This window comes from Idiomarina aminovorans (genome assembly GCF_023155095.1).
Taxonomy (GTDB): domain Bacteria; phylum Pseudomonadota; class Gammaproteobacteria; order Enterobacterales; family Alteromonadaceae; genus Idiomarina; species Idiomarina aminovorans.
The window spans coordinates 97,411-109,963 of the sequence record NZ_JAKNDA010000004.1; the positions used below are offsets into that span (position 1 = coordinate 97,411).

The 12,553-nt window shown below is 47.8% G+C and carries 11 protein-coding genes; 4 read left to right on the plus strand and 7 right to left on the minus strand.

Annotation, left to right across the window (positions count from 1 at the left end):
* Window positions 1–2: 2 nt before the first annotated feature.
* Window positions 3–2,084: an ATP-dependent DNA helicase RecG gene (gene recG / locus L8G48_RS09040; RefSeq protein WP_248264284.1), complete on the minus strand. Its 2,082-nt coding sequence runs from the start codon at window positions 2,082–2,084 to the stop codon at window positions 3–5.
* Window positions 2,085–2,310: 226 nt separating this feature from the next.
* Window positions 2,311–3,840 carry a bifunctional GNAT family N-acetyltransferase/carbon-nitrogen hydrolase family protein gene (locus tag L8G48_RS09045; protein ID WP_248264285.1) on the minus strand — a complete coding sequence of 510 codons (1,530 nt, stop codon included), beginning with the start codon at window positions 3,838–3,840 and terminating at the stop codon, window positions 2,311–2,313.
* A 122-nt stretch (window positions 3,841–3,962) separates the two neighbouring features.
* Here L8G48_RS09045 and L8G48_RS09050 point away from each other — a divergent pair, with 122 nt between their 5' ends.
* Window positions 3,963–5,303 (plus strand): Na+/H+ antiporter NhaC family protein, encoded by a 1,341-nt coding sequence (locus L8G48_RS09050; RefSeq protein ID WP_248264286.1) that lies wholly within the window; start codon window positions 3,963–3,965, stop codon window positions 5,301–5,303.
* Here L8G48_RS09050 and L8G48_RS09055 read toward each other — a convergent pair whose 3' ends face one another.
* The 4 genes from L8G48_RS09055 to gmk form a co-directional block, all read right to left on the minus strand.
* Complete coding sequence (locus L8G48_RS09055; protein WP_248264287.1) at window positions 5,304–5,696, minus strand: RidA family protein; 393 nt, start codon at window positions 5,694–5,696, stop codon at window positions 5,304–5,306.
* A gap of 1 nt (window position 5,697) precedes the next feature.
* The gene (spoT, locus tag L8G48_RS09060; RefSeq protein ID WP_248264288.1) at window positions 5,698–7,803 is read right to left on the minus strand and encodes a bifunctional GTP diphosphokinase/guanosine-3',5'-bis pyrophosphate 3'-pyrophosphohydrolase; all 2,106 of its coding nucleotides are present in this window, start codon (window positions 7,801–7,803) and stop codon (window positions 5,698–5,700) included.
* A gap of 103 nt (window positions 7,804–7,906) precedes the next feature.
* Window positions 7,907–8,176 carry a DNA-directed RNA polymerase subunit omega gene (gene rpoZ / locus L8G48_RS09065; RefSeq protein WP_248264289.1) on the minus strand — a complete coding sequence of 90 codons (270 nt, stop codon included), beginning with the start codon at window positions 8,174–8,176 and terminating at the stop codon, window positions 7,907–7,909.
* A gap of 65 nt (window positions 8,177–8,241) precedes the next feature.
* Complete coding sequence (gmk, locus tag L8G48_RS09070; protein WP_248264290.1) at window positions 8,242–8,877, minus strand: guanylate kinase; 636 nt, start codon at window positions 8,875–8,877, stop codon at window positions 8,242–8,244.
* Between the two features lie 77 nt (window positions 8,878–8,954).
* On the opposite strand from gmk, the gene L8G48_RS09075 reads away from it, so the two are divergent.
* Window positions 8,955–10,202: a cyanate transporter gene (locus tag L8G48_RS09075; protein WP_248264291.1), complete on the plus strand. Its 1,248-nt coding sequence runs from the start codon at window positions 8,955–8,957 to the stop codon at window positions 10,200–10,202.
* Here L8G48_RS09075 and L8G48_RS09080 read toward each other — a convergent pair.
* Window positions 10,186–10,776, minus strand: coding sequence for a TetR/AcrR family transcriptional regulator (locus L8G48_RS09080; RefSeq protein ID WP_248264292.1), 591 nt, complete (start codon window positions 10,774–10,776; stop codon window positions 10,186–10,188). The two genes, L8G48_RS09075 and L8G48_RS09080, sit on opposite strands and share 17 nt — an antisense overlap.
* Before the next feature lie 143 nt (window positions 10,777–10,919).
* On the opposite strand from L8G48_RS09080, the gene pyp reads away from it, so the two are divergent.
* Together pyp and L8G48_RS09090 are read left to right on the plus strand one after the other, a co-directional pair.
* The gene (gene pyp, locus L8G48_RS09085) at window positions 10,920–11,297 is read left to right on the plus strand and encodes a photoactive yellow protein (RefSeq protein ID WP_248264293.1); all 378 of its coding nucleotides are present in this window, start codon (window positions 10,920–10,922) and stop codon (window positions 11,295–11,297) included.
* A 1-nt stretch (window position 11,298) separates the two neighbouring features.
* Window positions 11,299–12,552: an AMP-binding protein gene (locus L8G48_RS09090; protein WP_248264294.1), complete on the plus strand. Its 1,254-nt coding sequence runs from the start codon at window positions 11,299–11,301 to the stop codon at window positions 12,550–12,552.
* Window position 12,553: the final 1 nt, after the last annotated feature.

Here is a 12,553-nt window from a genome sequence, read left to right on the forward strand (position 1 = left end):
GATCACACCTGAGCATAGTGATCACGACGTGGTAACCAACGCTCAACTAATGCCTCCGCACTTTGCGGGTAATACTTTAATACGTGCTCCGCAATATTTTGGGCTTCTGGAATTAAAGCTTGATCGCGTTCTAAGTCTGCCACTTTTAATTCGGCTAACCCGGTTTGCCGGTGACCCAGTAACTCACCCGGCCCTCTAATTTCTAAATCTCGCTGCGCAATCACGAAACCGTCGTTACTTTGCCGTAAAACACTCAGCCGCTGTTGCGCAGTCTGCGACAAGGGGCTGTGATAAAGCAGCACACAATGACTGGCGACCGAGCCCCGTCCGACTCGCCCGCGTAACTGATGCAACTGCGCCAGCCCCAGTCGCTCCGGGTTTTCAATAATCATTAACGACGCATTTGGAACATCCACACCCACTTCAATAACCGTCGTAGCCACCAATAGATCAATATCTCCGGCTTTAAAGGCCTGCATGACTTGCTCTTTTTGCTCGTGCTTAAGCCGCCCATGCACTAAACCAATACTCAACTCCGACAATTGTTGCTGCAAATCGTTGGCGGTATCTTCTGCTGCCTGACACTCCAGTACATCCGACTCTTCAATTAGCGTGCACACCCAATAAGCCTGACGGCCCTCGGTCGAACAAACCTCACGCACGCGCTCCACTATCTGCTGCCGGCGGGTATCCGGTATAGCCACTGTGGTAACGGGTGTTCTGCCCGGCGGTAATTCATCAATAACCGAGGTAGCCAAGTCTGCATAGGCTGTCATAGCTAAAGTTCGCGGAATTGGTGTTGCGGTCATGATTAGCTGGTGCGGATGCACACCGGCCTGAACCCCTTTTTCACGTAATTGTAACCGTTGATGAACACCAAAACGGTGCTGCTCGTCAATAATAACCAGTGCCAGCCGTTGATACGCAACATCCGCCTGAAACAACGCATGAGTGCCCACCAACAGCTGAATATCACCTTGCTGTAGATGCCCCAGTAACTGCTGCCGGGACTTGCCTTTGGACTTTCCACTTAACCAGGCGACATTAATGCCTAACGGCATTAGCCACTGACTGAAGGTAATTGCATGCTGTTCGGAAAGCAATTCAGTAGGAGCCATCAGGGCCACCTGATAGCCGGCTTCAATTGCAGCCAAAGCACTGAGCGCAGCAACCAAAGTTTTACCCGAGCCAACATCGCCCTGCACCAGACGCATCATTGGCTGGCCTTGCGCCATGTCGGCTGTAACTTCCTTAACAACTCTTTCCTGTGCACCAGTAGGAGAAAAAGGCAGTTGCTGTAAGAATGACGTTTGTAACCGGCCATTCCCTTTAATGGTAAAGCCCGCCTGAGCCTGTCGGGACTGGCGTAATTGCAGCAGACTTAACTGGTGTGCAATAAGCTCTTCCGATGCCAGCCGCTGCTGTGCCGGATGCTCACCTTGTTCTAATTGCTGCAAGGACACGTCTACCGGTGGCCGGTGTAAGGTTGAAATAGCTTGCTCTAAAGAGAGTTGATGGGGTCTTAAATTTTCGGGCAGCAGTTCCGGTAACGAGCCCGGCTGTAAATAAGTCAGTACCTGCGCAATAATTTTACGCAATAGCCCCTGAGTGACACCTTCGGTCATCGGGTAAACCGGTGTCAGGGTTTCCTGCATGTTCAGTGGCTCACCGGCTTTTACGACCCGATACTCCGGGTGGATGATCTCCCAGCCGGTCATGCCGCGGCGCACTTCACCAAAAGCTAAAATCTGCGTACCCTGCGCAAACTGCTTCAACTGGACAGCACTAAACTGAAAAAAGCGCAAACTGATACTGCCAGTTTCGTCGCTGGCCTGACAGATAAGCATGCGCTTACGTCCATATTTAATATCGGCATGCCGCACAGTTACCAGCACATTGGTGGCGACACCCGCGTGTAAATCTGCAACCGGGGTTACTTTTGTGCGGTCTTCGTAGCGCAGCGGCAGGTGCAACAGAGCATCACTAACAGAGGCCAGGCCCAGCTTACGCAGCTTAATGGCCACCTTTTCACCAACACCTTTAAGTACGGTCAGTGGAATGTGTTGCAGTCCTTTTACCGCCACATCGGCTCCTTAATTTTTTGCGCGCATTTCATGAACACCTATCGCATCTGCCGAACGGATCACCGCAGGAAAATTATGATTTTTATCCCGGTTTTCCATAACTGCCGTCAGGCCTGACTGACGTTTATCCAGCACCCTTTGAAACAAAAATTAAACGGCAGCGACATTGCCCAACTCTATATTGATGCCAGCCAATGATGCCGTTTAGCCTTGTTTTAATGCGGATCTAAAGCGAGAGCTTACGCGACACCTCATAAATGTCAGTACGACGGTCTTTTTTATTCGTCACCGAGCCTTCGTGATGCAAATAACGCAACTCATCCAGATTTAAGTCTGAAAACATCAGCATTTCTGTGTTCGGCGTTGTCTCCGACATAATAGCGTCGTGCGGGAAAGCAAAGTCGGAAGGTGAAAAGACCGCTGACTGCGCGTATTGCACATCCAGGCTTTCGACTTCCGGCAAGTTACCCACACTGCCACAAATAACCACATAGCATTCGTTCTCTACCGCACGAGCCTGAGCACAATGGCGTACACGCAAATAAGCATTGCGCGTATCCGTCCAGAATGGGACAAACAAAATTTCCAGGCCTTCATCGGCCATTATACGGCTCAACTCAGGAAACTCGACGTCATAGCAAATCAAAATACCAATACGCCCGGCGTCGGTATCAAACACCTTAACCTCATTACCGCCTTCAATAACCCAGTCGCGCTTTTCATGCGGGGTTATGTGCAGCTTAGATTGTTCTTCCACAGAGCCATCGCGACGGCACAAATACGATACATTATAAATACTCTCGCCATCCTGAAGCGGCATCGAACCGGTAATGATATTGATGTTATAACTTACCGCCATTTGCGACATTTCGCGCTTGAAAAGCTCGGTGTATCCGGCCAAAAAGCGGATAGCATCCATTTGCTGACTTTGATCAGTTAGCCCCATTAAAGGCGCATTGAAAAACTCCGGGAATACCGCAAAATCACTTTGATAACCCGACAGAGCATCAACAAAATACTCAACTTGCTTTAACAGCTCTTCTACCGAACTAACCGGCCGCATTTGCCATTGCACTGCGCCTACCCGCACGTTTTGAATTCGGGTGGTCAGAATGTTGTCCGACGGTTCGTACAAGAAATTATTCCATTCCAGTAAGGTCGCAAAGCCTCGTGATTTTTCGTCTTCGGGCAAATATTTCCCTAACAAACGTTTGACGCTAAAGTCGTTCGCCAGCTGGAAGGTCAGAATAGGATCGTAAATTTCGCGGCGCTGTACTTTATCCAGATATTGGCTGGGCGTCAGCTCATTTGAGTATTTATAGTAATTAACAATACGCCCCCCCGCTAGAATAGCCCGCAAATTAGCCTGTCGGCACAACTCTTTTCGCGCATCGTACAAGCGGCGACCCAAACGATAACCGCGATACTCAGGATGTATTAAAACATCCAGCCCATAAAGCGCATCACCTTTTTTATTATTGAGAATCGCTTCTTTATGCCCCAGTAAATCATCATAAGTATGGGGGTTAGAGAACTTGGTATAAGCCACTTTTACCGTTAGCGCCACGCCAACGATACGTCCGTTATCCTCTAAGCAAAACTGCCCCTCAGAAAAGTCTTTTATCAGTTTTTCTATCGTAAACTGAGTCCAGGAACCGCCTATATCTTTATAAACAGTGTCCATTAGCGCTTTTAATTGGTCGTAATCTTCTAAGCGCAAGTTTCGTATTTGTAAATGCAGTTCATCGGGGCTCATATCTGTATATCCTGATCTAAAACAACTTAGCCGACAGTCTACACGTAATTGGAATAAGGTTGCATCAGGATAATTAGCTGTATAAACTTCTGGACGTCCAAACAAACACAAAAGGCTGACACATGACCGATGCTTCGCCACAACCGGCTAGCGCTAAAGCGCTATTACCTCTCGCGCTATTCTTAGTTCTGTTTTTAGGAACCGGACTGTACTTTCAAAGCGAAGGGGTCGAGTACGCGTTTTATCAATTACCCAGTCCGGTTGCTATTTTACCGGCGATAGTGCTGGGCATATTGCTCAGTAAGCAACAGTTTGAACAACGTATTGAAACCTTTGTTGGCGGCGTTGGCGACAATAATATTATTACCATGTGTTTGATTTATTTGCTGGCGGGTGCCTTTTCTACGGTAGCAGAGGCAACCGGCGGCGTTGACGCCATGGTCGCTTTAGGCCTGAACATTATTCCCGCGTCGTTCCTGTTACCGGGGCTGTTTATTATTGCCGGTGTCATCTCCACAGCCATGGGCACCTCTATGGGCACACTCGCCGCCCTGGCTCCGGTGGTGCTGGGCATTGGCGAGGCGACTGACATTAGCTTGCCGTTACTTGCCGGGGTGCTGGTCAGCGGCGCGATGTTTGGCGATAACTTATCAATCATCTCGGACACCACTATTGCAGCTACTCGTACGCAGGGCTGTACCATGCGGGATAAATTTCGCGCCAACTTAAAAATTGCGATACCAGCGGCTGTTTTTACCGTTATTTGGCTCATTACTTACGACACCAGTAAGGTACCTTTAGAGATACCTGAAGCCAACCTCTGGCTGTCTCTGCCTTACTTCGCCATTATTGTGCTGGCAATTATAGGGCTTAATGTTTTTGCCGTGCTGGGGCTTGGTATTGTTTTAGCCGCCGCTTTTGGCATGTTCTCGGTTGGCTATGAGTGGGTGGCTTTTAGTCAGGATATTTACGACGGCTTTGCCAGTATGCAGGAGATTTTCTTACTGTCGTTGCTAATTGGTGGTTTATCGGCGTTAATTCGCCAACAAGGCGGACTGGCTTTCTTAGCGGCTTTTGTCGAAAGCGCCGCCAACAAGGTCAGTAAGCACAAACAGCGCGCATCGGCCATTGGTGTTGCCGCACTGACTGCTTTGACCAACTTCTGTGTCGCCAATAACACCGTCAGCATTTTATTAGCCGGTGAGGTCAGCAAGCGTTTAGCCAAGGTGGGTAACTTAGCGCCGCGCCAGAGTGCCAGTCTATTGGATATTTTTGCCTGTGTTGTACAAGGTGCGCTGCCCTATGGAGCGCAAGCGCTGTTGATGGGCGCCAGCTTCAAAATATCGCCGTTATCGGTCAGTCTGCACACGGGGTATTGCTTTATTCTGGCGGCAGTGGCCATTGCTATTATTATCTGGCGTCGGCCCCTGGAAGACAGGGAACCGACACCAGAATCCGCTTAATTAGTTGGTGCTGGGCAGCTCCATAACACCGTCTATTTCAATTTGCGCGCCTTTCGGCAATTGCCTTACGCCGATAGCCGCGCGAGCTGGATACGGCTCTTTAAAATGTTTGGCCATCACTTCGTTCACAATGGCGAACTGACCCAAGTCGGTCAGGTAGATTTGCACTTTCACCATATCTTGTAGCTCTGCGCCCGAGGCTTCACAAACCGCAGTCAGGTTTTTAAACACCTGTTCGGCCTGAGCGGTAAAATCCTCACTGACAAGTTCCATGGTTTCAGGGACCAAAGGGATCTGCCCAGAAAGATACACGGTGGTACCAATCTGTACGGCTTGCGAATAAGTGCCTATGGCAGCAGGCGCTTTCTCTGTTGAAATAATGACTTTAGACATCTTACTTCCTTAAGCGCGTCACACGCTGAACATCCGGCATCTTACGAATGTGACGGATCACGTCCGCTAGATGCTTACGGTTTTTTATGGTTAAGGCCACATCAATAAAATAAATGTTGGCATCAATCTCTTCGGTCTGAAGACCATCAATATTACAACCCGTGGTCGCAATTGACGACGTTAACTTAGCCAATACTCCCTGATTGTTAACTATTTCAATGCGAATTTCTGAAATAAACTCAGCCTCGGGTTTATTATCCCATTCAACCGGAAAGTAACGACCCGGGTCATCTTCGTGTCCACGTACGTTTTTACACTCACGACGATGGATCACCAACCCTTTACCCGGGCTGACATGAGCAATAATGTCATCACCCGGAATAGGCCGGCAGCATTTTGCAAAACTCACCAATAAACCTTCAGCACCTTTAATGGAAAGGCTTTTATGCGAGGCGTTATCGTCTTTAATGGGTTGTAAATCACCCAACAAACGCTTAGCAATGGCAATTGACATCATGTTGCCCAGACCAATTTGCTTCAATAAATTTTCACGAGTGTCCATCTTCGTTTCCCGCAGCACCCGGGCAAACTCAGATTCAGGAATTTCGTCGTAACTGACCTGACCCAACGCCGAGCGCAGTAAACGTTCGCCTAACTGTTGCGCTTCGTCTGCCTCCTGACTTTTGAGGTACTGACGAATTTTAGCCCGCGCCTTACCGGTAACCACAAAATTAAGCCAGGCAATATTAGGGCGCGAGTTTGGCGCTGTTTTTATTTCTACCGTTTGTCCGGTTTCTAAGGGCTTACTCAATGAATAAGTGCGATGATTCACCCGGGCACCAATACAGGTATTACCGATATCAGTGTGCACGGCGTAAGCAAAGTCTACAGCCGTAGCGCCCTGAGGTAATTCAGTAATGCCGCCGTCCGGACTGAATACATAGATTTCATCGGGGAACAAATCTGATTTGACGTTTTCAATAAATTCAAAGGAATTACCAGCACTTTGCTGCAGCTCAAGCAGGCTTTGCATCCACTTACGCGCACGCACCTGGGCGGTTGTACTCGAGTCATCAGATTGCTTGTACATCCAATGTGCTGCAACACCGCGATCGGCCATGAGGTCCATCTCTTCGGTACGTATCTGAATTTCAACCGGCACCCCATGCGGGCCCTTCAATGAGGTATGCAAGGACTGGTAGCCATTAGATTTCGGTATCGCAATATAATCTTTAAAGCGCGTTTCAATGGGCTTATACAAATTATGCAGTGCCCCCAGAACTCGGTAGCAGGTATCCACACTGTCGACAATAACGCGGAACGCATAGATGTCCATCACCTGCTCAAATTTGACTTCTTTCGTCTGCATTTTACGATAAATGCTATGCAGGTGTTTCTCGCGGCCGAACACCCGCGCTTTAATGTTATTGCCTTCGAGCCTTGAGCTGATCTCACTTTGAACCCGCTCGGTAAACTCACGACGGTTGCCCCGTGCCCGTTTAACTTCCGATTCCAGTAATTTACCCCGCCACGGATAAAGTGCCCAAAAACCGAGTTGTTCCAACTCGTTTTTAATGTCGTGCATGCCTAAACGGTGTGCTAATGGAGCGTAAATTTCTAATGTTTCGCGGGCAATGCGGCGACGTTTGTCGGGCCGGAGGTGCTGAATAGTACGCATGTTGTGGGTACGATCAGCCAGCTTAATCAGAATAACCCGAATATCCTGCACCATCGCCATGATCATCTTGCGATAGTTTTCAGCCTGAGCTTCTTTTTTGGAATTAAACTGCAGCTTATCCAGTTTAGAAACACCTTCTACCAGGCTGGCAACCGTTGCACCAAAGCGCTCGGCTAAATCTTCCCGGTTAGTTTCGGTGTCTTCAATAACATCATGCAGTAGAGCCGCCATCAGCGTTTCACAATCCAGCTTCATATCAGCAAGCAAACTGGCCACAGCAACCGGGTGAGTAATATAAGGCTCACCACTACTGCGTTTTTGCGAACTGTGGGCTTGGTTTGCTACCACAAAGGCATTGCCAATACGTTCCACCTGTTCAGATGGAAGATACTCACTAATTTGAGCCTTTAAGCCTTCAAATAAGTACACCAGATAACTCCCCGGGTCACACCGGACTTATGAATATACTCTCAGAATAAGGGGATTTAACGGAATTGCCAACGGCATTGATACCGTTGGCGAACAGAATTTTTTATTCAATACCGCGCAGCGCGTCTACCGCTCGCAGTTCTTCGGCGTCTTGTCGTTTTTGAGCGGCCTGATCTTCAATGTCTAAACGATCATTATCGATTAAACCTTGCTCAATTTCACGCAAAGCAATAACAGTTGGTTTTTCGTTTTTTGTTTCAACGAGTGGCTCTTTACCATTAGCCAATTGACGCGCGCGGCGTGAGGCTAACAAAATTAAATCAAAACGGTTACCAACACGGTCTACAGCATCTTCTACAGTTACGCGAGCCATGGTTTACTCCCAATAAAGCGTGAGTCGTATTTTTCGAAAGGCTAAGAATTATACGGAATTAAAGCCTATGATCCAAGCAATTCCTTCAATACCTTTGAATATCTTATTTGTTGATGCGGCATTTTTTGCCGCTGTGCTAAAACAATATGCTCCAGCAATGCCAAAGTACGGTCAAAATCATCATTAACCAGTAGGTAGTCAAACTCATGATAATGCGACATTTCACTCTGTGCTTTGGCCATACGTTCGGCAATAACCGAGTCCGAATCCTGGCCACGAAAACGCAAACGCTGTTCCAGAATTTCTAAGCTTGGTGGCACAATAAAAACCGAGCGAACATCGGGGTGGTGCTCCCGAACTTGCTGAGCGCCCTGCCAGTCTATATCCAGAAACACATCTTTGCCTTGTGCTAATAACGACTCGACCACTTTGCGCGAAGTACCATAATAATTTCCGAACACGCACGCCCATTCATAGAACTCGCCCGCATCAATCCGCTGCTCAAACTCTTCAGTATTGAGAAAGTGGTAATGGACTCCCTGCACTTCACCGGTGCGCGGGGCGCGTGTCGTAGAGGACACAGATACCTGCATAGATTGATCAGGGTGTTTTTCCAACAAAGCTCGTATCAGGCTCGACTTGCCTGCGCCACTGGGGGCCGCAATGATAAACAAATTCCCTAACACCGGAGACGCGGTCATAACGGGTTCTCTTTTCTAAGAAACGAACATTCACTGTTGGCGCGAAATAATAACACGGTTTCACACTGCGATGAAAATTGAGTAAAGTATGGTTTTTACAAACTCGTGGTAATAATTTGCAGACTCCATCAACGCCTGAGACGCAACGTTCAAAACTTCCTCTGCTTTTGGGCTTATTGGTTTTAGTATTGCTGGGGCTTAACCTGCGTCCGTTACTGACTTCGGTCGGTCCTCTCACCGAGGAACTTCAAACCATCACCAGGCTGTCTTTTAGTGAAGTCTCGTTACTTACTACGCTCCCCATTCTAATGATTGGCTTAATGGCTTTATTTGCCGGTCGCGTGACCACTGCTTTAGGTTATAAGCAGGGAATAGGCCTTGGTTTGCTGATACTTTGCGCCGGATTAATAACACGCTTATTTGAACCAACAAACGTGAGTTTGATTAGCAGCGCTCTGATTGGCGGTGTCGGTATTGCTCTGCTTCATATTGTCATTCCTGAACTGACCAAGCAGAAATATTTGAACCGTTTAGGTAGGGTAACCGGCCTTTGGTCTGCGGCCCTAATGGGTGGAGCTGCATTGGGTGCCGTTGCTACCCCGTGGGTTGCCAATTTATTACCTGAGCGGTTTCAGGCTCTGGGAAGCTGGTCTTTACTGGCTTTACTGGTGCTCGTTATTTGGTACCTTCCGTTTAACCGCGTGCCGATAGCCAGTATTCCGCCAAGACACCTGCTATTGCGTGCTCATCGATACCCCAGAGCGTGGCTGCTGGGTATTTATTTTGCGTTGGTCAATGCCGGTTATGCGGGGTTTATTGCCTGGGTAGCGCCGTTCTACGCAGAGTTTGACTGGCCCGCTCAAAAAGCCGGCAACTTATTGGCACTGTTTTCTCTAGTTCAGGTTATCGGCGCTTTGTTACTGCCCGCTTTATCACGAACACAAGACAGACGATTCTGGCTAATGGCAGCCGTGCTGACACAAATGGTTGGTTTTGCCGGGTTAAGCTGGTTCCCGACAGACGCCCCCTGGTTATGGTCAGCGCTATGCGGTTTTGGTTTAGGTGGTGCCTTCCCTTTATGTATTGTCATTGCACTGGATCACATCGATAACCCGGTGCAGGCCGGCCGCCTGGTTTCCTTTATGCAGGGTATTGGTTTTACGTTTGCCAGCCTGATGCCGCTTTTAACCGGCTGGTTCAGAGATGTCTCAGGCGACTACAGTTTAGGCTGGCAATTACACATCATTATCGGTGTATTAATTTTACTGATTACCTGGCGCTTTGACCCTAAAGCTTACAAAGGTTTATTTAACTTGCGGGAATAATTCTCGCAATAATATCGTCGGCTAAGTTTTCCAGCTCATGCTGCGAAAGCCCTCGCCTGGACATTGTCCTTAAACCGATAATATTGGTTTGCAATAAGCGCGCAAGACGTCCCGGCGATTGAGAGCGACCAATTTCTCCACGCCGCTGTGCCAATTCAAAGCTTTCTGTAAGAAGCTCTTCAAACTTTTTCAAATAAGTACGGGCAGGCTCACTAAAAGCTCTATCTTCGGGGGTAAACTCCAGCAAAGTTTTCACCAGCATGCAGGCTTTAGTTGGCTCACAGCTGGGGTCTTCTGCCGTTAAATGACGCAGGTATAAACTGAGCCCCTGCAAAATTGAAGACCGTTGCGCTAAAGTCTGCTTAAAGTCATTGGTTGCAAGCACTGAATACTCTTCAAGCGTTTCCTTAAACAAGGTTTCTTTATTACCAAATGCCGCATAGATACTTCCCGGCCTCATGTCCATTTCTTCTTCAATGTCTTTCATTGAGGTCGCATGGTATCCCTTGCGCCAGAAAAGCTTTAGCGCATTATTAAGCGCCGTTTCCCGGTGAAATTTAGGCGTTCTGGGCATTATTTTATCCTTAGCTGAGTACCTGATAACCAGTATAGACCTGCTGGCTTTCAATTTCACTTTAAGAAGTGTTAAGAAAAAAGATGATCTAAATACTTTTTACCGCACTACTAAGTGGTACATTTAAAAATGAGGAAAGCAGTATGGAAATCGTTCAATTTGGTTCCAGTGATATCGAAAACAGCTTAGCTAACATGTCAGATGATAAATTAAATGACATTGCCTTTGGCGCTATACAGTTAGACGGCAATGGCAAAATCATTCAGTACAACGCAGCCGAAGGTGATATCACCGGCCGCGATCCGAGTGCCGTAGTCGGTAAAAGCTTCTTCAACGAAGTTGCACCTTGCACCAATAGCCCTGAATTTAAAGGTCGTTTCGACGAAGGTGTCAAAAATGGTAATTTAAACACCATGTTTGAGTACGTTTTTGACTACGAAATGAAGCCGACCAAGGTTAAAGTTCATATGAAAAAAGCCTTGGCCGGTGACAGCTACTGGGTGTTTGTCAAGCGCCTGTAACGTGACACAGACACTTAAGCATCAGTTTATCGTAACCGTCATCGGCGATCTTATCGCCGATGAACTTGCGCGAATGAGGCCCTCCGAAAGTGAGCAGTGGAAGCGTCGTCAGTGGCATGAAGATGATTGTTTAATCCCCAAAAACCAAGCCTCAAAAGATGATGACAAAGCAGATGCAGTAGCGGTTGATTCACTGGAAAGACTGGCACTGGCAGGTCGCGTGGTTCAATTCTTCGATATGGGAGACAGCGGTGTCGAAGACTACTTGTTACGCCGCCATAGCCTCTCTGAATGGGCTGACATTGTTATCAAATCACGGGAAGTTCATTCCCGGAATATAACAGTGACAACCTCTGGTACGACCGGCCAGCCAAAACCTTGTGAACACTCATGGAGTTGTTTGGTTGAGGAAGTGAATGAATTTATCCATATTTTTAATAATGAGTATGAAATATCTCCCAGTCGCATTGTAGCCTTAGTACCCAGTCACCATATCTATGGTTTTCTGTTCACGGTGTTATTGCCTAATGTGATTGATGTTCCGGTTTTACGAGGCTTTAAAGCCTACAGCCATGTGCGTAACGGTGGATTACAGACCGGAGACATTGTTGTCGGGTTTCCTGAGCTTTTAACTCAAATTGCGACAGAAATTCCACCACTACCGCCAGCAATGCTTTTTATTAGCTCTACCGGGTACTGCCCACCGCGTACACTGCACCAATTGTATGCCATGGGTGCCGCGCGAGCCGTTGAAATTTACGGAAGCTCTGAAACCGCGGGTATCGGCTATCGCTGTGAACCAGAAAATAACTATCACTTACTGCCGCGTTGGCGCAGTGACACGAATAACCCACAGCAGTTAATTGAAAAACAAAGTCAGACCGTCTACGAAATACCCGATAAAGCGCAGTGGCAAACGGCCAATGAATTTAAAATTGCCGGACGACTCGATAAGGCGATATCAATACGGGGAATCAATGTCTTTCCGGCACGGATTGCCGAGTCTTTACGCCAACATCCCGCCATTATCGATACCGATGTAAGACCAATGACGCCCGATGAGGGTAGTGGATTAAAAGCTTTTATTGTTCTGCGCAATGATACTGAAGAGACCGCGCAAAGCATTAGAAATTGGCTGGCTGAACGTCTGGCGCCTGCGGAAATACCCGAGCACATCAGTTTCGGTGAGCAACTGCCTCTTAACGCCATGGGTAAAGCGTGTGACTGGCCTATCGATAAGCCGATAAATCGCTAAA